This is a genomic window from Actinoplanes sp. NPDC026670, assembly GCF_040638175.1.
Classification (GTDB): Bacteria; Actinomycetota; Actinomycetes; order Mycobacteriales; family Micromonosporaceae; genus Actinoplanes.
In genome coordinates, this window is the sequence record NZ_JBEZXU010000011.1 from 63,099 (window position 1) to 86,971 (window position 23,873).

Annotated in this window: 17 protein-coding genes; 9 read left to right on the forward strand and 8 right to left on the reverse strand. The window is 70.9% G+C overall.

Going from position 1 to position 23,873, the window contains the following annotated elements:
* Positions 1-81: 81 nt before the first annotated feature.
* A complete protein-coding gene (locus AB0E94_RS13460; protein ID WP_360325935.1) occupies positions 82-2,229 on the reverse strand; it encodes a protein kinase in 2,148 nt (715 codons plus the stop codon).
* 39 nt (positions 2,230-2,268) lie between these two features.
* Positions 2,269-3,339: an NAD-dependent epimerase/dehydratase family protein gene (locus tag AB0E94_RS13465; RefSeq protein WP_360325936.1), complete on the reverse strand. Its 1,071-nt coding sequence runs from the start codon at positions 3,337-3,339 to the stop codon at positions 2,269-2,271.
* Positions 3,340-3,534: 195 nt separating this feature from the next.
* Here AB0E94_RS13465 and AB0E94_RS13470 point away from each other — a divergent pair, with 195 nt between their 5' ends.
* The 5 genes from AB0E94_RS13470 (at position 3,535) to AB0E94_RS13490 (ending at position 11,915) form a co-directional block, all read left to right on the forward strand.
* A complete protein-coding gene (locus AB0E94_RS13470; protein ID WP_360325938.1) occupies positions 3,535-6,111 on the forward strand; it encodes a carboxylate--amine ligase/circularly permuted type 2 ATP-grasp protein in 2,577 nt (858 codons plus the stop codon).
* Positions 6,112-6,124: 13 nt separating this feature from the next.
* Positions 6,125-7,885, forward strand: a complete 1,761-nt coding sequence (locus tag AB0E94_RS13475) for an N-acetylglutaminylglutamine amidotransferase (RefSeq protein ID WP_360325940.1) — start codon at positions 6,125-6,127, stop codon at positions 7,883-7,885.
* A gap of 40 nt (positions 7,886-7,925) precedes the next feature.
* The gene (locus tag AB0E94_RS13480; RefSeq protein WP_360325941.1) at positions 7,926-9,740 is read left to right on the forward strand and encodes a S9 family peptidase; all 1,815 of its coding nucleotides are present in this window, start codon (positions 7,926-7,928) and stop codon (positions 9,738-9,740) included.
* Between the two features lie 78 nt (positions 9,741-9,818).
* A complete protein-coding gene (locus AB0E94_RS13485; RefSeq protein ID WP_360325943.1) occupies positions 9,819-11,096 on the forward strand; it encodes an MFS transporter in 1,278 nt (425 codons plus the stop codon).
* A gap of 78 nt (positions 11,097-11,174) precedes the next feature.
* Entirely contained in the window at positions 11,175-11,915 is a 741-nt protein-coding gene (locus AB0E94_RS13490) for a hypothetical protein (RefSeq protein ID WP_360325944.1), read from the forward strand.
* A gap of 10 nt (positions 11,916-11,925) precedes the next feature.
* Here AB0E94_RS13490 and AB0E94_RS13495 read toward each other — a convergent pair whose 3' ends face one another.
* From AB0E94_RS13495 to AB0E94_RS13510, 4 genes are all read right to left on the reverse strand, one after another.
* Positions 11,926-13,395 (reverse strand): ATP-binding protein, encoded by a 1,470-nt coding sequence (locus tag AB0E94_RS13495; protein WP_360325945.1) that lies wholly within the window; start codon positions 13,393-13,395, stop codon positions 11,926-11,928.
* A 2-nt stretch (positions 13,396-13,397) separates the two neighbouring features.
* Entirely contained in the window at positions 13,398-15,056 is a 1,659-nt protein-coding gene (locus AB0E94_RS13500; RefSeq protein WP_360325947.1) for an FAD-dependent oxidoreductase, read from the reverse strand.
* Between the two features lie 10 nt (positions 15,057-15,066).
* Positions 15,067-16,206 carry an NAD(+)/NADH kinase gene (locus tag AB0E94_RS13505; protein WP_360325949.1) on the reverse strand — a complete coding sequence of 380 codons (1,140 nt, stop codon included), beginning with the start codon at positions 16,204-16,206 and terminating at the stop codon, positions 15,067-15,069.
* A 180-nt stretch (positions 16,207-16,386) separates the two neighbouring features.
* Positions 16,387-17,364 (reverse strand): class I SAM-dependent methyltransferase, encoded by a 978-nt coding sequence (locus tag AB0E94_RS13510; protein ID WP_360325951.1) that lies wholly within the window; start codon positions 17,362-17,364, stop codon positions 16,387-16,389.
* Between the two features lie 218 nt (positions 17,365-17,582).
* Here AB0E94_RS13510 and AB0E94_RS13515 point away from each other — a divergent pair, with 218 nt between their 5' ends.
* Positions 17,583-18,116: a substrate-binding domain-containing protein gene (locus AB0E94_RS13515; protein WP_360325953.1), complete on the forward strand. Its 534-nt coding sequence runs from the start codon at positions 17,583-17,585 to the stop codon at positions 18,114-18,116.
* Positions 18,117-18,136: 20 nt separating this feature from the next.
* Here the strand turns inward: AB0E94_RS13515 and AB0E94_RS13520 are convergent, their stop codons facing one another.
* On the reverse strand, positions 18,137-18,676 hold the full coding sequence (locus AB0E94_RS13520) for a GNAT family protein (RefSeq protein WP_360325955.1): 540 nt from the start codon (positions 18,674-18,676) through the stop codon (positions 18,137-18,139).
* A gap of 70 nt (positions 18,677-18,746) precedes the next feature.
* Here AB0E94_RS13520 and AB0E94_RS13525 point away from each other — a divergent pair, with 70 nt between their 5' ends.
* Positions 18,747-19,718 carry a nitroreductase gene (locus AB0E94_RS13525; protein WP_360325957.1) on the forward strand — a complete coding sequence of 324 codons (972 nt, stop codon included), beginning with the start codon at positions 18,747-18,749 and terminating at the stop codon, positions 19,716-19,718.
* A gap of 7 nt (positions 19,719-19,725) precedes the next feature.
* On the opposite strand, the gene AB0E94_RS13530 is transcribed toward AB0E94_RS13525, so the two are convergent.
* Positions 19,726-21,396: a sulfatase gene (locus AB0E94_RS13530; protein ID WP_360325959.1), complete on the reverse strand. Its 1,671-nt coding sequence runs from the start codon at positions 21,394-21,396 to the stop codon at positions 19,726-19,728.
* 88 nt (positions 21,397-21,484) lie between these two features.
* On the opposite strand from AB0E94_RS13530, the gene AB0E94_RS13535 reads away from it, so the two are divergent.
* Positions 21,485-22,096: a TetR/AcrR family transcriptional regulator gene (locus AB0E94_RS13535; protein ID WP_360325961.1), complete on the forward strand. Its 612-nt coding sequence runs from the start codon at positions 21,485-21,487 to the stop codon at positions 22,094-22,096.
* Positions 22,090-23,829, forward strand: a complete 1,740-nt coding sequence (locus AB0E94_RS13540) for an ABC transporter ATP-binding protein (protein WP_360325963.1) — start codon at positions 22,090-22,092, stop codon at positions 23,827-23,829. Before AB0E94_RS13535 ends, AB0E94_RS13540 begins: the two co-directional genes overlap by 7 nt.
* Positions 23,830-23,873: the final 44 nt, after the last annotated feature.

The window sequence follows — 23,873 nt, forward strand, 5'->3', positions numbered from 1 at the left end:
AATCTTGGTTAACGGGTCATTACGTAAACGCCCCTTACAGAAAACCCACAGGAAGTGCGAAAACGCCGACCAAAACCCCGATCATGGGGTACGGCTGACCCGCTCGTAGATGTCGGTGGAGTGATTGTCGTCGCCGTAGACCGTGAACCTGCTCTCCGAACAGGAGTACGCCAACTTGTACGACGTCGTCGGGTTGGTGAGCTTGATCGACTGCTTCTTCCCGTTACGCGTCATCTTGTAGGTCGGACCGCCGGAGAACCCGGAACCGTAGAGGCTGCCGTTACGGGTCTCCAGATGCGACTTCCGGACACCCCGCAGCGTCTCCACGTAGCGGTTTCCATTGATCGTCGCGGTCAGCGGCGCCATCTTGCTGTAGTCCGCGACAGCATCGCCGTTCTCCCGGATCCGCAAGATCAGGCCGCCCTTGCTGGTGAACACGGCGTCGACGCCCTCGAAGTGATTGACGACCTGCTCCGACACCGTCCGCCAGGTGCCCACCAGGCAGGCGTCCAGGTTCGGGTTGACCGGTTTCGCGGGCTGCGCCACCACCGACGCCGACACCGCAGCCGAGGGCGCCGCGCTCTCACCGCTCGGGGCGGCCGCGGCCGGCTCACCGCCGCCGGGCCCGGAGTCGGGCCAGAACAGGCGCACCGAACCGCCCGCGAGCAGCACCCCGGTCACCACCGCGGCGACCGGCCACACCCGCACCTTCCCGGACCGGCGCGATGCGCTCGCCGCCCCGGGATGGGCGGGCAGCGGCGTCACGGTGCGGCCCCGGGAACCCCCCGCCGGCCCTGGATCGCGCAACGTGGCCGCATCGGCCACCACCAGCCCGGTCGTGTCGTCGATCGCGCTGCCCAGATCCACCGTCGGGACGGGGAGGGTGGCCGGCTCCGGCGCTTCCGTGGCGACCGCCGGCTCACCACCGGAGTCCGCAGCGACGACCGTCGGCTCACCACCGGAGTCCGCAGCGACGACCGTCGCGACATCAGCGCCCGGGCCGGCCGAGGAGTCCGCCTCGGCATCGGCAGCCACCTCCGGCCCACCCGAAACAACCGGCAAATCCGAAATGCCGGACGAGGCAGCGCCAGCGGTGCCGGCCGCAGTGCCCACCGCGTTGCCGACCGCAGTGCCGGCCGCGTTGCCGACCGCGTTGCCGACCTCCGTCGAAGAGGAGAGATCGACCACCTCGGTCGCTGTCGGCGAGGAAGTGGAGCCAAGGATGCCCGCGGCCGGTTCGGCGACGGTGATCGGCTCCGGATCGGGTGCCCCGGCGGAAGCCGGCTGGTGGGCGGTGGGCGCGGCGAGCGTCGGCGACGGGGCCACCAGGGTGCCGGGCAAGCCGTCCGGTGTGTCCTCCGGGCGGGTCTGACGCAACGGCCACCAGCGGGGACGCCGTCTGGCCGCGGCCTCCGAGGTGGCCGGATCGGAGGTGACGTTGGCGAGCAGCTCGCGGGCCTGGTCGGCGCCGAGGCGGCGGACCGGGTCCTTGTCGAGCAGGCCCTTGATCACCGGCCACAGGCGGCCCGCGTGCGGTGGGGTCTCCGGCCTGTGGTGCAGGATCGCGGCCAGCGTGGCCTGGGTGTCCTCACGCTGGAACGGGGATCGGCCGGTCACCGCCGTGTAGAGCGTCACACCGAGCGACCACAGGTCGGCGGCCGCCGTCGCGGGCTGGCCGTTGATCCGTTCCGGCGCAAGGTAGGCGGGGGATCCGACCATCTGGCCGGTCGCGGTGAGGGCGGTCGCGTCGTCGATCGCGGCGATGCCGAAATCGGTCAGCACCACCCGGTCCTCCTCCAGGAGGATGTTCGCCGGTTTGACGTCGCGGTGGGCGATGCCCTCCCGGTGCGCGGCCCGGAGCGCGTCGAGCACGTGCAGGCCGATCTCGGCGGTCCGGCGTTCGGTGAGCAGGCCGTGCTCGGCGATGGTCTCGGCCAGGGACCGGCCCTCGACCAGCTCCATCACGATCCACGGGGCGCCGTCGTCGGTGACCACGTCGTAGACGGTCACGATGGACGGGTGCCGGAGGCGGGCCGCGGCCTGTGCCTCCCGCAGGGTCCGCCGCACCTGTGGATCGGAGGGCCGGCCGGGGCCCCACACCTCTTTGAGCGCCACGTCCCGGCCGAGCAGCGTGTCCTCGGCCTGCCAGACCGCGCCCATCCCGCCGCGGCCCAGCATCCGACCCAGCCGGTACCGCCCGGCGATCACCCGTCCCGACCCGACGCTCATGACGTTGAATCTATCGGGCCGAATCCAATCAGGATTCGATCAGGCCTTCCACAGCTCCTGGTTGGCCTCGTAGATCTCGCGCAGGATGGCCGGCACGTCGTAGGTGAGCTTCCAGTCCGGGTAGTGCTGCTCGAACCGGCCGGTGCCGCTGATCCACCACTGGTGGTCGCCCATCCGGTTCTGGTCGACGTACTCGGTCTGCGCCTCCAGGCCGGTGATCTCCGAGGCGATCTTGAAGGCCTCGATGTGCGAGCAGTTGGAGAACCGGCCGCCGCCCATGTTGTAGATCTCGGCGACCCGCGGGGCCCGGTGGAACGCCTCGAACGCGGTGATCAGGTCGTGCGAGTGGATGGCGTCGCGGACCATCTTGCCCTTGTAGCCGAAGATCTTGTACGTCCGCTGCTCCATCACACAGCGCATCACGTAGGCCAGGAAGCCGTGCAGCTCGGCCGCCGAGTGCCCGGGACCGGTCAGCGTGCCACCCCGGAACACCGCGGTCGGCATGTCGAAGTAGCGGCCGTACTCCTGCACCATGATGTCGGCGGCCACCTTCGAGGCGCCGAAGACCGAGTGCATGCTGCTGTCGATCGACATGGTCTCGTCGATGCCGCCGTACCACTTGTGGTCTTCCGGCAGTTCCCAGCGCGTGTCCAGCTCGACCAGCGGCAGGGAGTTCGGCGTGTCGCCGTACACCTTGTTGGTCGAAGTGAAGATGAACGGGGCGTCCTTGGCGTGCCGCCGGGTCGCCTCCAGCATGTTGATCGTGCCGACCGCGTTGACGTCGAAGTCGGTGAACGGCTCGCGGGCGGCCCAGTCGTGGCTCGGCTGCGCGGCGGCGTGGATGACCAGGCCGACGTTCGACCCGAGACCGGCGAACAGCTTGTCCAGGCCGTCGCGGTCACGGATGTCCACGCTGTGGTGCGTGTAGCGGTCGCCGACCTCCTTGACCAGCCGCTGGAGGTTCCACTGGGTGGATCCGTCGGCGCCGAAGAAGTAGCCGCGCATGTCGTTGTCGACCCCGACCACGTCCATGCCGAGACCGGCGAAATGCCGGACCGCCTCTGATCCGATCAGACCGGCCGATCCGGTGATGACGACAACGCTGCTCATTTCCTGACCTCCGGGTGTCGGGCGTCACCGGGGAGAGTACCGGTGAGCTGGAGCAGTCTGACCGCCCGGTCGGCCGTGTCGTGATCGTCATGCTTGACCGTGGCACGAAATGGGCACGTCACGAATTGGCTACATCCGATGGGGAAGCTCCGACGGATACGGCGGATTGATGGCGAATTCACGAGGGCGGTCCCCATGACGGAGTCACTGCAGGCTGAACACCACCGCACCCCCGACCGGTCCGCCCTGACCCTCGGCGTGGAGGAGGAGCTGCACGTCGTCGACCTCGGGACGCGGGAGCTCGTACCCCGGGCGCCGGAGATCCTGGACCGGCTGGACGCCGGACACTTCTCCGCGGAGCTGCACCGATCGGTGGTGGAGACCAACACGCCGGTCAGCAGCACCCTCGACGACCTGCGGACCGGCGTCGCGCAGCGGCGCCGGGAGGCGATCCGGACGGCCGAGTCGCTCGGTCTGGGCCTGGTCGCGGCGGGCACCGTGCCGCTGGTCGATCTGGACGCGCTGCCGGTCACGCCGACGTCGCGCTACCAGCGGATGCTGCACGAATACCAGATGCTGGTCCGGGAGCAGCTGATCTGCGGCACCCAGGTGCACGTCGGGGTGCCGGACCGGGACGAGGCGGTCGCGGTGGCGCAGCGGGTGGCCCCGGTGCTGCCGGTGCTGCTCGCGCTCTCCACCAGCTCGCCCTACTGGCTCGGTGAGGACTCCGGGTACGCCAGCGTCCGCTCGCTGGTGTGGATGCGCTGGCCGACCGCCGGCGACAGCGGCCCGCTGCACTCCGCCGCCGAGCACGAGGCGCTGGTCAGCGACCTGATCGCGTCCGGGACGATCAGTGATCCGAAGATGGTCTACTTCGACGTCCGGCCGTCGGCGCACGTGCCCACCGTGGAGCTGCGGGTGACCGACGCCAGCCCGGACGTCGAGACGGTGATCCTGCTGGCCGGGCTCTTCCGCGCTCTGGTGCTGCGCGCCCGCGACGAGCACCGCGCCGGTGTGCCGCTGCCGGCGTCTCGGCCGCCGCTGCACCGGGCCGCGATGTGGCGGGCCGCCCGCTCCGGGCTGGAGGGCGATCTGCTGGATCTGCCCCGGTCGCCGGTTCCGGTGCCGGCCGCGGTCGCGGTGGAGCGCCTGGTCGGTGAGCTGCGCCCGCAGCTGGAGGAGCTCGGCGACTGGGATCAGGTGTTCGATCTCACCCTGCGGGCGCTGAGCCGGGGCAGTTCGGCGGCCCGGCAGCGGCGGGCGCTGGCCCGGCGCGGGCGCCTGTCCGACGTGGTGGACCTGCTGGTGGCCGACACCCGCGGGGGCGTCACCGAGTCCGGTCCGGCCGGGTCTCCGGCGCCGGCGCTGATCGAGGCGTACGTGGCCGACGGCGACGAGGCGTTCCCGGGCGGGCGGGTCGCCCCGTCGTACGCGGGGATCCTGCCGGTGCTGACCTCGCTCGGCGCGACCGGCCTGCGGCAGCGTGAGGACGCCCGGGACGACGAGCAGCGGGCCCGCGGCATCACGTTCAGTGTCGCCGGCGAGGCGGCGACCCGGCTGTTCCCGTTCGACCTGGTGCCCCGGATCGTGCCCGCCGACGACTGGGCCGGCCTGCGCAAGGGCCTGGTCCAGCGGGTGCGGGCGCTGAACGCGTTCCTCGGTGACGTCTACGGCGACCGTCAGGTGGTGGCCGACGGGATCGTGCCGGACTGGGTGATCGACGGGTCCCCGGAGCTGCGGGCCAGCGGCGCCCTGATCAGCCGGCCCGCCGTGCGTACCCAGGTGGCCGGGGTCGACCTGGTGCGGGACGGCGCCGGTAAGTGGTGCGTGCTGGAGGACAACCTGCGAGTGCCGTCCGGGATCGCCTACGCCATGCAGAACCGCCGCCTGACCTGGAGCGTCCTGCCGGAGCTGCCCCGCCCGGCCGCGCTGATCTCGGTCGAGGACACCCCGAAGCTGCTCAAGCGGGCCCTGCTGGACGCGGCCGGCCCGTCCGCCGCCGACGATCCGGCGCTCGTGGTGCTCAGCCAGGGCCCGGACGACTCGGCCTGGTTCGAGCACCGGATGCTGGCCGAGGCGATGGAGGTGCCGGTGGTCCGCAGCACCGAGCTGTTCGTCGACGAGGGCCGGGTGTGGCGGCTGAAGAACGGCCACCGGCACGTGGTCGACGTCATCTACCTGCGGATGGGCGAGGACAGCCTGGTCCACTCACCGGGCGCGGACGGCATGCCGCTGGGCCCGAGCCTGGTGTCGGCGCTGCACGCGGACACGATCGTGCTGGCCAACGCGCTGGGCAACGGCATCGCCGACGACAAGGCGGTGTACGCCTACGTGCCCCGCCTCATCGAGTACTACCTGAACGAGAAACCGCTGCTCGCCGACGTGCCCACCTACCTGTGCGGCATCCCGGACCAGCGGGCGGAGGTGCTGGGCCGCCTGGACGAGCTGGTCTGCAAGCCGGTCGACGGCTACGGCGGCGACCGGATCGTGATCGGCCCGCACGCGACCGCCGACGAGCTGGACGCGCTGCGCCGGCAGATCCGGACCGCCCCGCACCGGTGGGTGGCCCAGGAGGTGGTCGACCTCTCCACCCATCCGGTCTTCGACGGGCACCGGCTCGCCCCGCGGCACGTCGATCTGCGCGCGTTCGTCTTCACCGGCGCCGAGTCGGTGGTGGCGCCGGCCGCGCTGACCCGGGTCGCCCCGGCCGGCAGCATGATCGTCAATTCCTCACGCGGCGGCGGCTCGAAGGACACCTGGCTGCTCGGATAGAAGGAGGATTCTTATGTGCGGGATCGCCGGAGAGATCTGTTACGGCGACCGGCGGGCGGACACCGAGGCGATCCGGCGGATGCTGCCCTGTCTCGAGTCCCGTGGCCCCGACGGCGCCGGACTCTGGGACGGTGGGCGGATCACTTTCGGCCACCGCCGCCTGAAGATCATCGACCTGTCGGAGGCCGGCGCCCAGCCGATGACCGACGAGAAGCTCGGGCTCACCGTGGTCTTCAACGGCTGCGTCTACAACTATCAGCAGCTTCGCGACGAGCTGATCGGGTACGGGTACACGTTCTTCTCGACGTCGGACACCGAGGTGATCCTCAAGGCGTACCACCGCTGGGGCGCCGACTGTGTCACCCGGTTCCTCGGGATGTTCGCGTTCGCGGTCGCCGAGCACGACACCGGGACGGTCACGCTGGCCCGGGACCGGCTCGGGATCAAGCCGATGTACCTGGCCGAGTCGCCCGGCCGGCTGCGGTTCGCGTCCACGCTGCCGGCGCTGCTCGCGGCGGGTGGGGTGGACACGAGCATCGACAAGGTCGCGCTGCACCACTACATGACGTTCCACTCGGTGGTGCCGGCGCCGCGGACCATCCTGTCCGGGGTGCGGAAACTGCCGCCGGCCACGGTCCGGGTGATCCGGGCCGACGGCACGTCGAGCGAGCGCGTCTACTGGGAGGCCAGGTTCGAGCGCACTCTCGACTCCACCGATTGGACCGCGGCGGTACGGGCGAAGCTGCGCCAGGCGGTCGAGCGCCGGATGGTGGCCGACGTGCCGGTCGGGGTGCTGCTGTCCGGCGGGCTGGACTCCAGTTTCATCGTGGCGCTGCTGGCCGAGCGTGGGCAGACCGGGCTCACCACGTTCAGCATCGGGTTCGACTCCGGTGGTGGCGAGAGCGGTGACGAGTTCGAGTACTCGGATCTGATCGCGAAGCAGTTCGGCACCGAGCACCACCAGATCAGGATCGGTCAGGACCGGTTCCTGCCCGCGGTGCAGCGGACCGTGGCGGCGATGAGCGAGCCGATGGTGAGCCACGACTGCATAGCCTTCAACCTGCTCAGCGAAGATGTTGCGAAGCAGGTCAAGGTCGTGCAATCTGGGCAAGGAGCGGACGAGATCTTCGCCGGCTACAGCTGGTATCCGCCGCTCGCCGGTGTGCCCCGGGATCAGGCCGTCACGGCGTACGCCAAGGAGTTCATCGACCGGTCGCACCACGATCTGGCCCGGCAGCTCAACCCTGGGTGGCTGCCGGACGGCGATGTCAGCCGGGAGTTCGTGGAGCAGAGCTTCGCCCGGCCCGGCGCCACCACCGCCGTCGATGCCGCGCTGCGCCTCGACTCGCAGGTGATGCTCGTCGACGACCCGGTCAAACGGGTCGACAACATGACTATGGCGTTCGGGCTGGAGGCGCGCGTACCGTTCCTGGATCACGAGCTGGTGGAGATCGCGGCGGCCTGCCCGCCCGAGCTGAAACTGGCCCGCGACGGCAAGGGAGTGCTCAAGGACGCGGCCCGCGGGCTCGTCCCGGACGAGGTGATCGACAGGCCGAAGGGCTACTTCCCGGTGCCCGGCATCCGGCACCTGGAGGGCCCGGTGCTCGACCTGGTCCGCGACACCTTGCACGCGACCGCGGCCCGGGACCGGGCGCTGTTCCGGCCGGAGTACGTGGACGCGCTCCTCGCCGACCCGAACACCCCGCGCACCACGCTCGGGGCGAACCAGTTGTGGCAGCTCGCGCTGCTGGAGATGTGGTTGCAGCAGTTGTAGACAGGGGGTCCCTTTGGAAGGCCAGCTTCATCGCACCGACGTGACCGTGCTGCCCGCCGGGTGGCGCCCGATCGGATCGGAGGTCGCCGGCAACTGGTCGCCGGCGCTGTCCCCGGACGGGCGGCACATGGCGTACGTCTCCGACCGCGGCGGTGTGCCGGCCGTCTGGGTGCAGCCGGTCGGCAGCGAGCTGGCCTTCCGTGTCGACACCGGTCCCGAGCCGGTGTCGGCGGTCCGATGGTCGTCCGGTGGCGGCTGGCTGGCCTGCCAGCTCGCCCCGGGCGGCGCGCCCCGGCACGAGGTGTGGCTGGTCCGGCCGGACGGGTCCGACCTGCACCAGGTGGCCGGGTTCGGCGCCGACACCGCGGAGAACATGCGGTGGCTGCCCGGGCGGCCGGTGCTGGCCCTCACCGAGAACCTGACCACGGCCGTGCTGATCGACGTCACGGCCGGGACGCGGACGGTGGTCACCGAGGGCGATCTGGTCACCCTTCTCGACGTGGACCCGGCGGGACGCTTCGCGCTTCTGCGGTACGGGCCCCGCGGCGCCCGTCAGGTCGTGCTGCGTGACCTGGCCCTCGGCACGGAGAAGCCGGTCACCCGTGGCGAGCGGGCGGTCTTCAGTCCCGGTGGCGGCTGCGTCTACGCCCTGAGCCAGGACGGCGAGTTCCCGGCCCTGCTCCGGATCGCCGGCGACGCCGTCGAGGTGCTGGCCCAGTCCCCGGCCGCCCCCGCCCTGCCCGGCTCGGCGACCTCCCCCACCCTTCCCGGGCCGGCGACCATCCCCGCTCTTCAGCCGGAGATCGAGGACTTCGTGGTGGCGGCCGATGGGCGTACCGCTGCGTTGTTGTGGAACGTCCGGGGTGGCGAATCGGAAGTCGCGGTGATCAGCCTGGACCACGACGGCGACCGCGTCCCGGTCGTCCTCACGCCGCTGCCCGGCGCGGTCGCCGGTGACCTGGTGTGGAGTTTCGACGGGTCGGTGCTCGGGCTGACCGCCGAAGGGCCGGGACAGCCGCACGGTGTCTGGGTGTGGCGGTGGCGGAGCGGAGAGATCAGCGCGGTCTCCGCGGAGCCGGCCGCGCCCGAGGCGATCTGTCCCGAGCTGCGGGCCTTCCCGGCGCATGACGGGCTGACGCTGACCGGATGGCTGTTCACGCCGCGGACGGCCGGGCCGCATCCGGTGGTGGTGTGGCTGCACGGCGGCCCGGAAGCACAGGAACGTCCTGGTCACGGACCGCTCTTCCAGTCGCTGGCCGACCGGGGCATCGCCGTCTTCGCCGCCAACGTGCGCGGTTCGTCGGGGTTCGGGCGCTCGTTCGTCGACGCCGACAACGGTGCGCTGCGGCACGCCGCGATCGAGGACGTCAGGACCTGCGTGGCGTATCTGCGCGACGCTGGGATCGCCGGCCGGGTCGGTGTGATGGGCCGCTCCTACGGCGGTTACCTCACGCTCGCCGCGCTGACCCGGTTCCCGGAGTTGTTCGACGTCGGCGTTGACATCTGCGGCATGTCTGACTTTTCAACATTCTACGAACACACCGAGCCGTGGATCGCGTCCGCGGCGGTCAGCAAGTACGGCCACCCGGTCCACGACGCCGAACTGCTGCGCGAACTCTCCCCGATCCACTCGATCGACAGGCTGCGCGCCCCGCTGCTGGTGGTGCACGGCGCCAACGACACCAACGTGCCGGTGATCGAGGCCGAACAGGTGGTCGCCGCCCTGGCCGCCCGCGACCACCCGCACCGCTACCTGCTCTTCCCCGGCGAGGGCCACGAGCTGCTGCACCGGGCCGCCCGTGCCGACTTCCTCCAGGAGACCCTCAACTGGCTGGAGACGCACCTTACGAAGTGAGAAGACGCACGTTGCCGGGGGTGTGGGTAACGGAGAAGGGTGGTAGTTGCACGTTACCCCCGCTGCGGAAGGCGTCTGATGGCCCTGCGTCCCTGGGCGGTGTGGGCCGCCGGCCTGACCGCGTACACGGTGGCGGTGCTGCACCGCAGTTCGATCGGGGTGGCCGGGCTCGACGCCCAGGAGCGGTTCGGGGTGGGCGCCGGCGCGCTCGCCGTCTTCGCCGTTCTCCAGTTGCTCGTCTACGCGGGATTGCAGATTCCGGTGGGGCTGCTGCTGGACCGGTTCGGGTCGTTGCGGCTCGTGCTGGCCGGGGCCGTGGTGATGGCGTCCGGGCAGGTGCTGATGGCGTTCACCGACGGGATGGGCGGGGCGATCCTGGCCCGGGTGCTGGTCGGCGCGGGCGACGCGATGACGTTCATCAGCGTGTTGCGCCTGGTGCCGCACTGGTTCCCGGCCAAGCGGGTTCCCGTGCTCACCCAGCTGACCGGGCTGATGGGGCAGGCGGGGCAGATCCTCTCGGCCGTGCCTCTGGCCGCCGTGCTCGCCGGGCCGGGCTGGACGACCGCGTTCCTCGGCATGGCCGGCATCGGGGTGTTCGTGGCGCTCGTGGCGCTCGCCACCCTGCGGGACACGCCGGAGCGTCGGATCAGCGGCGCCCCGGTGAGCTGGCAACAGCTCGGCACCGACCTGGGCAGCTCGTGGCGGCACCCGGGCACCCGGCTGGGGCTGTGGGCCCATTTCACCAGCCAGTTCACCGGCACGGTGTTCGCGCTGATGTGGGGTGTGCCGTTCCTGGTCGCCGGGCAGGGGCTGAGCCGGGCCACCGCGGGTGTGCTGCTGACCGTGTTCGTGGTGACCGGCATGCTGGCCGGGCCGGTGCTGGGCCTGCTCACCCAGCGGCATCCGCTGCGCCGGTCGTGGCTGGTGCTGGGCATCGTGGCGATCAACATGACCGCGTGGGCCGTGGTGATCGCCTGGCCCGGGCGGGCGCCGCTGCCGCTGCTGGTGGCACTGGTGATCGCGCTCGGCCTGGGCGGGCCGGGGTCGATGATCGGGTTCGACTTCGCGCGCAGCTTCAACCCGCCGAGCCGGCTGGGCACCGCGACGGGTGTGGTCAACGTGGGCGGGTTCGTGGCGTCGCTCGTGACGATCGAGTTGATCGGGCTGATCCTCGACTACCGCACCGGCGGCGGTAACGACTATCACATCGATGACTTCAAGGTCGCGATGTCGGTGCAGTTCCTGGTGGCCGCGGCGGGTGTCGCGGGCATCCTGCGGACCCGGGTGCTGACCCGGCGGCACGTGGCGGCCGAGTCGGCGGGTTTAGCGAACTCCGTGGAGGTAAAGGCTTCCTGATCCGCGTAGTACGACGCACGACGAACCGCGCGAGGGGCGCGACCTCGCGCGCGGTCGGAGGGCAGGGATCAGGAGGATATGTCTGAGCAGGCTGCGGGCCGTTTCTGGTCCAACATCGACGTTCCGAAGACCATCGCCGGCACCCTCGCGGCCGTCTCGGCGGCGGTGCTCGGCTCCTTCCTCGGGGTGGCCGGCACGGTGATCGGGGCCGCGCTGGCGAGCTTGATCAGTTCGATCGGGACGGAGATCTACCACCGATCGATCAACCACGGCACCAGGCAGCTCCAGTCGGCGTTCGTGATCGCCCCGGCCGCGGTGGGCACACCCGCGGTGGAGGCCGCGGACCCCGGGAAGGCCGCCGGGGCCGAGGAGGAAGCCGATGAGGCGGCGCCCGACCGGCGGATCCACTGGAAACGGGTCGCCCTCGTGACCGGCGCGTTCTTCCTGCTGGGCATGGGTGTGCTGACCACCGCGGAACTGTTCGCGGGAAGGTCGGCCGCCGATGTGACCAGTGGCCGCGACACCGGTGGCCCGACGATCCTGTTCGACAACGCCGGTGAGGAGAGCGACGACGTCCAGCGGGAGCAGGAGCCGGCCGTGGTCCCGTCGGACGGGCCCGGCACCGAGACGACCGAGGCCCCGGCGCCCACCGGGCCGGCCGGCACCACCACCCCGGCCGAGCCGGCCCCCACGACCGAGGGCCCGGCGGCGACCACCCCCGCCGAGACCGGCGCGCCGGAGCAGGATGAGACAGGCGCCGACAAGGACACCGGGCCCGGGCCGGGTCAGGAGCAGCCCGCCGAGGGAACGGGTGAGTGAACCGGATCGCCTAGGCTGACGCCGGCTCGGTGAACGGCAACCGGATCAGGAACCTGGTGTCGCCCGGCTGCGACCGGACCTCGATGTCGCCGCCGTGCCCGTTGACCACGATGCGGTAGGAGATGTCGAGGCCCAGCCCGGTCCCCTCGCCCACCGCCTTCGTCGTGAAGAACGGCTCGAAGATACGTTTGCGCACCTCGGGCGTGATGCCGGGGCCGGTGTCGCCGACCGAGACCACGAGCCGGTCGTCGTCACGGAAGGTACGGATCGTCAGCGTCCCGGCCCCGTTCATGGCCTGGACCGCGTTGTCGATGATGTTGGTCCACACCTGGTTGAGCTCGGCCGGATGGGCCGGGATCTCGGGCAGGTCGCGGTCGTACTCCTTGACCACCCGCACCCCGTCGCCGATCTTGTGACCGAGCATGACCAGGGTGCTGTCCAGACCGACGTGCACGTCGATCCACTGGTGGGCGGCCCGGTCCACGTGTGAGTACTGTTTGGCCGCGTGCACCAGGCTGGACACCCGGCCGGTGGCGTCCTCGATGTCGCTCATCAGCTGCTCGGTCTCCAGGGCGTACCCGATCCAGTGGATCGCCTGGTCCAGCAGCTCCGGGGAGCCGAGCCGGGACTCCAGCTCGGTGAGGCACTCGGTGTCGATGCCGCCCTGCGCGAAGACCGGGGCGACGTCCCAGCCGCTGGTGATGTTCCGGTCGTCCATCCAGTCGCCGAGCTCGTCCTCCAGGTCGGCGGTCTGCATGGCGGTCAGCGCCGGCGCCTTCGCGGCCCGCTCGATGACCTCCTCCTGCAATTCGAGCAGGGCCACGAGCCGGTCCGGGGCGACCTTGCCGGCGGCCAGCTTGCCGAGTTTCATCCGCATGGCGGCGACCCGCTGGCGCAGCGCGCTCGTCGCCCGGGCAGCGGCGGCGGCCGGATTGTTCAGCTCGTGCATGAGACCGGCCGACAGGGCGCCGAGCGCGGCCAGCCGCTGCCGCTCGCCGATCGCCGCCTGGGAGCTACGCATCCCCAGTGCCAGGCCCTCCAGCAGGTGGATCGCCATCGGGAACCAGTCGCGCATGAGCGAGCCGAAGTCGTCGGCGGACAGCACGAAGAACTCGGCGTCGGTGATCGCCCGCATCGACGCCTGGTAGGTCCGGGGCACCCCGTCCTCCCGCAGGTACGCCTGGGTCGCCCCCATGTAGACGCCGCGCTGCTCGGTCCGGGTGGTGGTGACCTCGTCCTGCCCGACCCGCCGGGTCAGCGTGATCGTGCCGCTGAGCAGCACGAAGAACGAGACGGCGGGGTCGCCCTCACGCAGCACCAGGCCGCCGCCGGGAACCCGCATGGTGCAGCCGTGCTCGGCCAGCCAGGTCAGCTGCTCGTCGGTGAGTTTCGCGAAGAGGAAGAGCGAACGCAGATCCCCGGTGGTGAGCCGGCCGGGCTCGCAGGGTTCGAGACGAATCTCGTCGGTCATGTCGGACATGGTTACTGAGCCTCCAGGTATCGGTGGACCAGCGCGACGGCCATCGCACCCTCGCCGACCGCCGAGGCCACTCGTTTCACCGAACTGGCCCGGACGTCGCCGGCCGCGAAGATGCCGGGGACACTGCTCTCCAAGTAGAACGGATCCCGGTCCCGATCCCATCCCCGCGGGCGCTCCCCGTTCAGCAGAAGATCGGTTCCGGTACGGATGAAGCCCTTCCCGTCGCGCAGCACCGTGTCGCCGAGCCAGTCGGTACGCGGCTCGGCCCCGATGAACACGAACAGGTAGCCGCACTCGACGGTCGCCTTCGTGCCGTCCTTGCTGTCGCAGATGGTGATCGCCTGGAGGTGGCCGTCGCCCTGCGCGCCGATCACCTCGCAACGGGTCCGGACCTCGATGTTCTCGACCTGGGCGAGCTGCTGGATCAGGTAGTACGACATCGACGACTCGAGGGAGTCGCCACGGACCAGCAGGGTGACGCGGCGGGCGTACCGCGAGAAGAACAGCGCCGCCTGGCCGGCCGAATTGGCGCCGCCGACGATGTAGACGTCGGTCCCGGCGCAGGCCGGCCCCTCGGTGGCGGCCGAGCCGTAGAACACCCCCGACCCGGTCAGGTCGGCGACCCCGTCGGCGATCAGCGGACGGTACGACACACCGGTGGCCAGCAGGATGGCGTGCGCCGAGACCTCGCCGCCGTCGGCGAAGGTGAGCGTGCGGGCCGACCCGTCGGTGCGCAGCCCGACCACCTCGCGGGTGCTGATCGTCTCGGCGGCGAACTTGTCGGCCTGCCGGCGGGCCCGGTCGGTGAGCTGGGCGCCGGAGATGCCGTCCGGGAAGCCCAGATAGTTCTCGATCCGGGAGCTCTGCCCGGCCTGCCCGCCGACCGCCTGCCGTTCGATCAGCAGCGTCTTGAGGCCCTCCGAGCCGCCGTAGACGGCCGCGCCCAGCCCGGCCGGGCCACCGCCCACGATGATCAGGTCGTAGAAGTCGCGGCCCGGGTTGGTGGACAGCCCGGCGGCCTCGGCGACCTCCTGCACACTCGGCCGGGACAGCGCCCGCCCGTCGGCCGTCACCACCAGCGGCACCGACTCCGGCCCGGCCTCGGCCGCCTCCAGCAGGCGGCGGCCCTCCGGCTCGTCGGCGCCGAAATACTTGTACGGCACCAGGTTGCGGGCCAGGAAGTCGCGGATCTGGAAGGACGGCTCGCTCCACCGGTGCCCAACCAGGCGGATGTCCGGCAGCTCCTGCTCACCTGTCGCCTCCCAGGCGTCCAGCAGCGAGTCGAGCACCGGGTACAGCTTCTCCTCCGGCGGATCCCACGGCTTGAGCAGGTAGTGGTCGACGTCGACCAGGTTGATCGCCTGGATCGCGGCGTCGGTGTCGGCGTACGCGGTGAGCAGCGCCCGCCGCGCGTGCGGGAACAGGTCCATCGCCTGCTCCAGGAACTCGATGCCGTTCATCTGCGGCATCCGGTAGTCGGCGAGGATCACCGCGACCCGCCCGCCGCGCAGTTTCAGCTCACGCAGCACCTCCAGGGCCTCGTCGCCGGAGGAGGCCCGGACCACCCGGTACCTGTCGGCGTACCGGCGGCGCAGGTCACGTGCGATGGCGCGGGAGACGGACGGGTCGTCGTCGACCGTGAGGATCGCGGCTTGGCCCATTGAACTGTCCTCAGCTCTCGGAATGTCGTTCGAGATAGCCCGCCACGTACGGGCAGGTGGCGATGACCGTGAGATCACGTGACCGGGCGTCGGCGAGCGCGGCGGAAGCCAGCCGGCCGGCCAGTCCCCGGCCGGAGAACGCCTGATCGATCTCGGTGTTCAGAAGCTCAATCTGTCCGGTTCTGATGGAGTACTCGAGGGTTCCGATGACCTCTCCACTGATCTGCACCTCGTAACGATGCCGCTCGAAACTGTCGACGACCACCGCGTCGGAGGGGTCGAGGGCGACCGCCGACGCGCTGCCCTCCACCCGCAGCTTGCGCCGGGCCCGCTCGTAGAACGACGTACGCCCGAAACGGATCACCTGAGCCGCGTTCGGCACCGGGTGGATCTCGAGGGTGGAACCGGCGTCCGCATAACCCTCGATGATCCCGTCCACCTCAATCGCCAGCCGCCCGCTCGTCGGCAGCACGTCCAGCGCCAGCTGCTCCGACGTGTCCAGCACCAGCGACCGGTTGAACGACGAATGCGCCGCGGCCGCCGACACGATCAGCGCCTGCACGTTCGGCGAGACGATCGGGCCGCCCGCCGAGAAGCTGTACGCCGTCGAGCCGGTCGGCGTCGACACGATCACCGCGTCCGCCGCGTAGTTGACGAACCCGTCACCCTCCAGCCGGATCCCGACCGCGGCCAGCCCGTGCCCCGGCACCCGGACCAGGGCGACGTCGTTGAACGCCGACACCGCCCGCCCGTCCGGCAGCGTGGTGTGCACCGCGGTCCGCGACTCGATGGTGAACCGGTGGTCGTCGATCGCCGACAACGCCTCCCCGAGACCCGGCAGATCCACCTCGGCCAGGAACCCGAGGCGCCCCACATTCACCCCGAGAACCGGCGTCTTGCGCCCCTCCACCAGCCGCATCGTGCGCAGCATCGTGCCGTCGCCACCCAGACTGACCAGCAGGCCGGCCCGATCCACCATCTCGTCGGCCTCGACCGCCTCCGCCGTGCAACCGCTGATCCGGCTCACCTCATCGGGCAGACCGAGAACGGTCACCCCGCGCTCGGCGGCCCAGCCGGTGATCGCCTCTATCGCGGCGCCGCAGTCGCGGCGCGGATGCAACACCAACCCGACAACCTTGACCATGCCCATGCCGGCAAGCCTTCCATGTCACGGCCGCCATGCCCATCCCACCCCGATTCGGTACGGCCACCCCTCCCACCGAACGTGGACCGTCCCGCCGGCGCCCCGCGACGCAGGCCGGGGTCCGGGCCGCACCGCGACCGCCGGGCCGAGTCCGCCGGTCACCCTCACCCCAGCGGCCGGCTCAGGTCAGCGGCGGGTGGCGCGGGCCAGGAAACGGTCGGGGATGTCCTCGTAGTGGTCCAGGGTCCAGCCGGCGGCTGCCAGGAGTGGGGCCAGGCGCTCTTCGGACAGGGGCTCGCCGGGGCGCAGGGTCCGGCCGTGGCGGGCGGCCAGCTGGGCCCGGCCGGTCGGGTGGAAGATCGCCAGGATGCCGCCGGGGCGGGTGGCGCGGGCGAGTTCGGCCAGACCGGCCTCCGGGTCGGGCAGGTGGTGGACCAGGCCGGCCGCGAAGATCACGTCGGCGGTGGCGTCGGCGACCGGGAGCCGGCGGGCGTCGGCCAGCACCAGGGTGGCGCACTCGTCGCGGCCGGCCCGGCGGGCGGCGGCGAGCATGCCGGGAGTGAAGTCCAGGCCGATCACCCGGCCGGCCGGGCCCGCGGCGGCGGCCAGGGCGGGCAGGGCACGGCCGGTTCCGCAGCCCACGTCGAGGACGACGTGACCCGGTCGCACCCCGGCCAGCCGGACCGCCTCGGTGTAGCGGGGCATGTCGTCGCCGAACTTGGTGTCCCAGTCGGCGGCCCGGGCGGCGAAGAAGGCCCGGCTCTCCGAGAGGTACCACCTGTCGATGTGGGCCAGGTCGGGGTGCAGGTGGCGGATCACCGGCCAGTCCGGGTCGCGGTGGTCGATGACGACCTGGGCGCGGCCCTCGCCGTCGCCCTCGGCGAACCGGTGGCGGGGGCCGCCGCGCAGGTACACCAGGATGCGGTCGGTGGCCGGTTCCAGGACGTTGAGCGCCGAGTCGAACAGGCCGCCACCGGGGCCGATCAGTCCGAGGACGGCGTCCACGTTCCAGGCGCGGGCGTTGGCCGGGAACGCGGCGGCGAGCCGGGACGCGAACTGGGCCGCGGCGCCGGGATCACCGCCGTCGACGATCACGGTGAGCGGGGCACGCGGCGCCAGGACCTCGGCGAGCAGTGCGGTTACTTCGGTGATGCGTTCCGGCACGCCATCAGCATGACGTCGGGGATGTGACGTACGCAACGCCGGAACGGTGGCACTTTTTGTGCCGATTTGCCGCTCGCCGCCCGGCACCGATCTGCGCATTCCCGAAGTGCCGCATGGAAGTGGTCGGAACGCCGACAGGTGGGGACACGGCCGGAACCGGTGGTGGCGGCTGGGGAGTCGTAACGACGACATCCGAAATCTGTGATCGGAGGGGAACGATGCGTGGAATCATCGCCGTTCTGCTGGCCGGGGTGCTGGTCGCCGGGGGCTGCGCCGGCGTGAACGACACGGGAGAGGAGAACGCGGCCGGTCCGGCGGCGCCGTCGAATGCAGGGCTGAGGGAGGGCAGCGGAGCGGGCGACGGAAGCGGCCGTGGGCCGGGGACCGGCGACGGCGGCGGGCCGCAGAGTGTGCTGATCGAGCTCAAGGTCGCCGTGGACGAGTCGCTGGCTGAGGCGTTCGCCCAGGTGGAGCACGGGTTCGAGGTCAACCATCCGAACGTCGAGGTCGTCCTCTCGTACGGTGAAGGGTCGAATCTGGCCGATCGCATCGCCGGCGGCGAACCGGCGGACGTCTTCGTCACCGACGATCCGTTCGCGGCGCGCGCGGTGACCCTGAACGCCGAGCCGGTGGAGGTCGGCCGGGTGAGCCTGGTGCTGGTGAAGCCCGGGGCGGGGGCCGGGTTCATCGATTTCGTGCGCGCCGGCGACGGACGGCGGATCCTGACCGATTCCGGTCTGCTACGACCCTGAACCGGAGAGGACGGGCCGTTCTACTTCCATTCCGAGGCGAGGACGGCCCAGATCTCGGTGTCGTTGCGGACTCCGTTCCAGGGGTACGCCTCCCGCAGCCGTGCCTCCCGGGTCATCCCGAGCCGGCGGGCCACCGCCGAACTGTCGGTGTTGTCGGGGTTGCAGTGCCATTCGGCGCGGTGCAGGCCCCGGGTCCGGAACGCCCAGTCGATCAGCACCCGGGCCGCCCTGGTGACCAGGCCGTGGCCGGTGCCCGCCGGCTCCAGCCAGACGCCCAGCTCGCAGTTGCCCACCTTGGCGTCGAAGGCGACGAACATGGTGCCGCCGACCAGCACCCCGTCCAGCCAGATGCCGAAGAGCCGCTGCTTGTCCTTGGCCGTGTTGTCGGCGTAACGCTGGAGGGTCGCGGTGGCGCTGGCCAGGTCGGTGCTGACGCTGGCCCACGGAATCCACGGGTCGACGGTGGCACGGGCCCGGTCCATGTGGGCCAGGAACTCCTCGGCCTGCCACGGTTCGAGCGGTCGCAGCTGGGCATTTTCGGTCAGGTCGACACTGAACATCGCAGAAGCGTAACGGCGCTAGGGTCGGAAGACCGTACCCGTGGCCACCCGGATGGCGCACGATGGGTACATGAGCGACTCCGACGAGGTCAAGCGCGCACTTGTCCAGGCGGCGGATGCGGCACGGTTCGCCCCGTCGATCCACAACACGCAGCCGTGGCGCTGGGTGGTCCGGGAGGGCCGGCTGGAGCTGTTCGGCGTCGCCGAACGGCAACTCCGCGAGCAGGACCCGGAGGGCCGGATGCTGCTGCTGAGCTGCGGGACGGCACTGCATCACGCGCAGGTGGCGCTGGATGCGGAGGGCTGGCGGCACGAGGTCGACCGGCCGGCCGGCGAGCCGCTCGCGGTGATCCGCACGGTCGAGCAGGTCCCGGCCCGCCCGGAGGCCACCCGGCACTACCAGATGCTTCAGGTCCGGCGGACCGACCGGCGGACCGTGACCGACGAGCGGGTCCCCGAGGACACCCTGCGGCACCTGGTGAAGGTGACCGAGGAGCACGGCGCCCGGCTGCACGTGCTCGGCCGGGACCAGGTGCTGGCGCTGGCGGTGGCGGTCGACCGGGCCCAGCACGCCGAGGCGCACGACGACCGGCTGTCGGCGGAGACCGCCACCTGGGTGGGCGGCGACCGGCCCGACGGCACCGGCATCCCGGCGTCGGTGCTGCCCGAGGAGGTGCCGCTGACCACTGTCGCCGAGCGGGATTTCCAGTCGAAGGGCACCCTGGACGCCGGGGACGGGCACGACAAGGCGGCGGTGTACGCGGTGCTCTACGGCGAGGGCGACGGCGCGCCGGACTGGTTGCGGGCCGGGGAGGCGCTGAGCGCGCTGTGGCTGGCCGCGACCGAGCAGGCGGTGAACGTCCTGCCGCTGAGCAGCCCGGTGGAGATCCCGTTCACCAGGCAGACGTTGCGCCGGATGCTCGGGGACGTCGGGTTCCCGTATCTCGCGGTGCGTCTCGGCACGCTGGATCCGGCGCACTCGGCGCCGCCGAAGACCCCGCGGCTCCCGGCCGGGCAGGTCATCGACGTCATTCCGGGCTGAGCCCGTCTCAGTGCGGGTCGCCTTCCGGGCCGTAGGCCGCGAGGAAACGGTCCCGGAAGGTGTCCATCCGCCACACCGGTGCGGCCGGGTCGGGCTTGAGGCCGTCGGTCCAGCCCCACCCGGCGATCCGGTTGAGAACTGCCGGGTCCTTGGCGACGATCGTGATCGGCACGTCGTGGGTGGCCTGGGTGCCCACCACGGCGGAGGCCGGCTGGTGGTCGCCGAGGAAGACCATCACCAGGTCGTCGCGGCCGTACTCCGCCATGTGGCCGAGCAGGCTGTCCATCGAGTAGGCGATCGAGCGGGCGTACTCGGCGCGCATCCGGTTCTCGTCCTTCCACACGCTGGTCGGCCCCTCGGCGTTCGCCGCCATCGGCCCGTAGACGCTGCCGTCGCCGATCGAGTCCCAGCCGATCATGCTGGGCACCGGCGCCCACGGGGTGTGGCTGGACGTCAGAGTGATCTCGGCGAGCAGCCGGCCGCGGTCGGCAGGGCCGTATTCGAGCTTCTGGAAGGCCGACATCACGTACTGGTCGGGCATCGGGGACCAGCTGAACCCGGGACCGTTGTAGCCGAGCGTGTGTGAGTCGTAGATGTGGTCGTACCCGTAGAAGGCGCCCTCCGGCCAGGCGAAGATGATGCCCGGCTCAACTCCGACCGTACGATGTCCGCTGCTCTTGAATGCCCTGGTGAGGGTCAGCCGGTCGGAGGAGACCAGGCTGCGGTAACGCTGTTCGTTGTCGATCCAGAGTCCGGACAGGAACGTCGAGTGGGCGAGCCAGCTGCCGCCGCCGAACGTGGACGAGGTGAGCCAGCCGCTGCGGGCGGCGAAGCCCTTGGCGGTGAGCGCCTGCTGGTTGGCGGCGAGGCTGGTCTGGACGGCGCTGTTGAAGGCCGGGTTCTCGATGGCGTCGCGGCCGTAGCTCTCGATGAACGAGATGATCACGTCCTTGTCGCGCAGCGCGGTCAGCATCTGGTCGTCGGGCCGGTCCCGGTACGCGTCGACCTGCACCTCGGCGGCGAACCGTTTGCGGTCGGCGAGGTCGTTGGGCAGCGCGAGGGCGGTGTGCGCGGCCAGGTCGGCGGCGGTGTGCGAGGCGACCGGGATGCCGCCGATCAGCTGGGTGCCCATCAGGGTGAGCGCGATCCAGGCGGCGGCGACGGTGCCGATGCCGCGCCAGGCGGCGACCCGGTGGTTCAGCGCGATGCCGCTGAGCCGCAGGACCGCCCAGGTCATCGCGGCGACCAGGCCGATCGCGGCGAGCACCAGCCCGGCGGAGAGGCCGACGGTGGCGGCTTCGCCGATCGAGTCGACCATGAAGTTGTAGGCGTCGTCGACGAGGATCCAGTCGAGGACCGGGTCGAAACGGCGGGCCAGCACCGCGAAGAAGCCGATGTCGATCATCTTGACCACGGTGAGCAGCCCGAGCAGCAGTCCGAGCCCGCCGGCGATGAGGCGGCGGGACCGGCCGAGGCGCCCCCGTTGCGGCAGCAGAAGCAGGAGCGCTCCGGCGATCAGCGCCTCGACCGGAACCCGCAGGAGCGCAGTGAAGACCGAATTGCCGGGCGGCAGCCGGAAGATCTGGTCCGGGACGATCAGGGCCAGGAACACCAGAACAGCGGCGAATCCCGTGGTCAGGTGCCGGATGACGCGGCGGTACGACTTCTTTTGGCTCACGTTCCCTTCATACGCCACGTCACCGATTCCGGTTCGACCGCGGTAAACGGTTTGGCTGAGTGAGTACTCGCTCATTAGAGTGGCCGCCATGGAGAACCGACGCAGACGCGTCCCCGCGATGGCTCCGGAGGAGCGGCGGGCCGCCCTCATCGAGGCGACCATCCCGCTGCTGCACGAGCACGGACTGGAGGTGAGCACCCGGCAGATCGCCAGCGCGGCCGGCGTGGCCGAGGGCACGATCTTCGGCGTCTTCGAGAGCAAGAGCCAGCTCGTGGTCTGCTCGGTGATCAAGGCGCTCGACCCGCAACCCGACCTGGACGCGCTGGCGGCGATCGACCGCACGGCGCCCCTGCGCGAGCGGGTGATCGCCGCGGCCGAGCTGGTGCACAAGCGGTTCCTGGAGCGGGCCCACCTGATGCACGCGGCCCGCAAGCTGATCATGGTCGGCGAGCAGGATCCGGAGACGGTCGCCCGGATGGCCGCCAACCGCGCGAAGATCGGCGCCGCCGTCGCCGACGTCTTCGCGCCCGACACGGCCCGGCTCCGGGTGACCCCGGATCGGGCGGCTCACCTGCTGCTGATGTTCTGCGGCGCCAACACCTTCGGGCCGTACGGGGAGCCCGACTCGTTCAGCGGAGCGGACCTGGCCTCGCTGCTGCTGGACGGCATTCACATCAGAGAGACGGAACAGGCGTGCTGATCAAACTATTGAAAGTGCATCTGCGGCCGTACCGGACGGAGATCACCCTGGTGGTGCTCTTCCAGTTCCTGCAGACGATCGCGACGCTCTACCTGCCCGCGCTCAACGCGGACATCATCGACAACGGCGTGGTCAAAGGCGACACCGACTACGTCCTGCGGGTCGGCGCCGGCATGCTCGGCATCACCCTGCTCCAGATCGTCGCGCAGGGCGTGGCGGTGTATTTCGGAGCCCGGACCGCCATGGCCGTCGGCCGTGACCTGCGCGCCTCCATCTTCACCCGGGTGCAGGGCTTCTCGGCCCGCGAGGTCGGCCAGTTCGGCGCGCCCTCACTGATCACCCGGACCACCAACGACGTCCAGCAGATCCAGATGCTGGTCCTGCTCACCTTCACGCTGATGGTGTCGGCGCCGATCATGTGCGTCGGCGGCATCGTGCTGGCCATGCGGGAGGACGTGCCGCTCTCCTCGCTGCTGCTGGTCATCGTGCCGATCCTGGTCACCGTGATCGCCCTGATCATCGCGAAGATGCGGCCGCTGTTCCGGTCCATGCAGGAGCGGCTGGACCGGGTCAACCAGGTGATGCGCGAGCAGATCACCGGCATCCGGGTGATCCGGGCGTTCGTCCGCGACGACCACGAGCGGGCCCGCTACGGCGTCGCCAACGACGAGCTGACCGACGTGTCGCTGCGGGTCGGCAAGATCATGGCGCTGATGTTCCCGACCGTGATGCTGATCGTGAACATCTCCAGCGTCGCGGTGCTCTGGTTCGGCGGCCACCGGATCGACACCAACGCCATGCAGGTCGGCGAGCTGACCGCGTTCATCAGCTACCTGATGCAGATCCTCATGTCGATCATGATGGCGACCTTCATGTTCATGATGGTGCCGCGCGCCGAGGTCTGCGCCGAGCGGATCGAGGAGGTGCTGGGCACCGAGTCCAGCGTCGCGGCGCCGGCGGCGCCGGTCACGACGCTGTCGCGACACGGCGAGCTCGAGCTCCGCGACGTCGGTTTCCGCTATCCGGGGGCTGAGGCAGGCGTGCTTTCGGGGGTACGCCTGACCGCGCGCCCGAACGAGGTGACGGCGATCATCGGCAGCACCGGCAGTGGCAAGACCACCCTGCTCAACCTGGTCCCCCGGCTGTTCGACGCCACCGAGGGCCAGGTCCTGGTCGACGGGGTGGACGTCCGGGAGATCGACCCGGCGCTGCTGTCCGGGCTGATCGGCCTGGTCCCGCAGCGGCCCTACCTGTTCACCGGCACGATCGCGTCCAACCTGCGCTACGGCAACCCGGACGCCACCGACGAACAGCTCTGGGAGGCGCTGGAGATCGCTCAGGCCCGCCCGTTCGTCGAGTCGATGGAGGGGCGGCTGGACGCGCCGATCGCGCAGGGCGGCACCAATGTGTCAGGTGGTCAGCGGCAGCGGCTGGCGATCGCCCGCACGCTCGTGCACCGGCCGGAGATCTACCTGTTCGACGACTCGTTCTCGGCTCTCGACTACGCCACCGACGCGGCGCTGCGGGCGGCCCTGACCGAGCACATCGCGGACGCCACGGTGGTGATCGTGGCCCAGCGGGTCAGCACGATCCGCGACGCCGACCGGATCATCGTGCTCGACGACGGCAAGGTGGTCGGCACCGGCACTCACGAGGAACTGATGGAGACCAGCCCGACATACCGCGAGATCGTCCTGTCCCAGCTCACGGTCGAGGAGGCGAGCACCCGATGAGTCAGCCTCAACGTCGTGGGCCCGTTCCGGGTGGGCCGCCCGCC

Coding starts and splice junctions, on each gene's coding strand:
- AB0E94_RS13490 (WP_360325944.1), top strand. CDS start 11,175: ATGTCTGAGCAGGCTGCGGGCCGTTTCTGGTCCAACATCGACGTTCCG.
- AB0E94_RS13515 (WP_360325953.1), top strand. CDS start 17,583: ATGCGTGGAATCATCGCCGTTCTGCTGGCCGGGGTGCTGGTCGCCGGG.
- AB0E94_RS13535 (WP_360325961.1), top strand. CDS start 21,485: ATGGAGAACCGACGCAGACGCGTCCCCGCGATGGCTCCGGAGGAGCGG.
- AB0E94_RS13470 (WP_360325938.1), top strand. CDS start 3,535: ATGACGGAGTCACTGCAGGCTGAACACCACCGCACCCCCGACCGGTCC.
- AB0E94_RS13495 (WP_360325945.1), bottom strand. CDS start 13,395: ATGTCCGACATGACCGACGAGATTCGTCTCGAACCCTGCGAGCCCGGC.
- AB0E94_RS13460 (WP_360325935.1), bottom strand. CDS start 2,229: ATGAGCGTCGGGTCGGGACGGGTGATCGCCGGGCGGTACCGGCTGGGT.
- AB0E94_RS13520 (WP_360325955.1), bottom strand. CDS start 18,676: ATGTTCAGTGTCGACCTGACCGAAAATGCCCAGCTGCGACCGCTCGAA.
- AB0E94_RS13500 (WP_360325947.1), bottom strand. CDS start 15,056: ATGGGCCAAGCCGCGATCCTCACGGTCGACGACGACCCGTCCGTCTCC.
- AB0E94_RS13465 (WP_360325936.1), bottom strand. CDS start 3,339: ATGAGCAGCGTTGTCGTCATCACCGGATCGGCCGGTCTGATCGGATCA.
- AB0E94_RS13475 (WP_360325940.1), top strand. CDS start 6,125: ATGTGCGGGATCGCCGGAGAGATCTGTTACGGCGACCGGCGGGCGGAC.
- AB0E94_RS13485 (WP_360325943.1), top strand. CDS start 9,819: ATGGCCCTGCGTCCCTGGGCGGTGTGGGCCGCCGGCCTGACCGCGTAC.
- AB0E94_RS13505 (WP_360325949.1), bottom strand. CDS start 16,206: ATGGGCATGGTCAAGGTTGTCGGGTTGGTGTTGCATCCGCGCCGCGAC.
- AB0E94_RS13525 (WP_360325957.1), top strand. CDS start 18,747: ATGAGCGACTCCGACGAGGTCAAGCGCGCACTTGTCCAGGCGGCGGAT.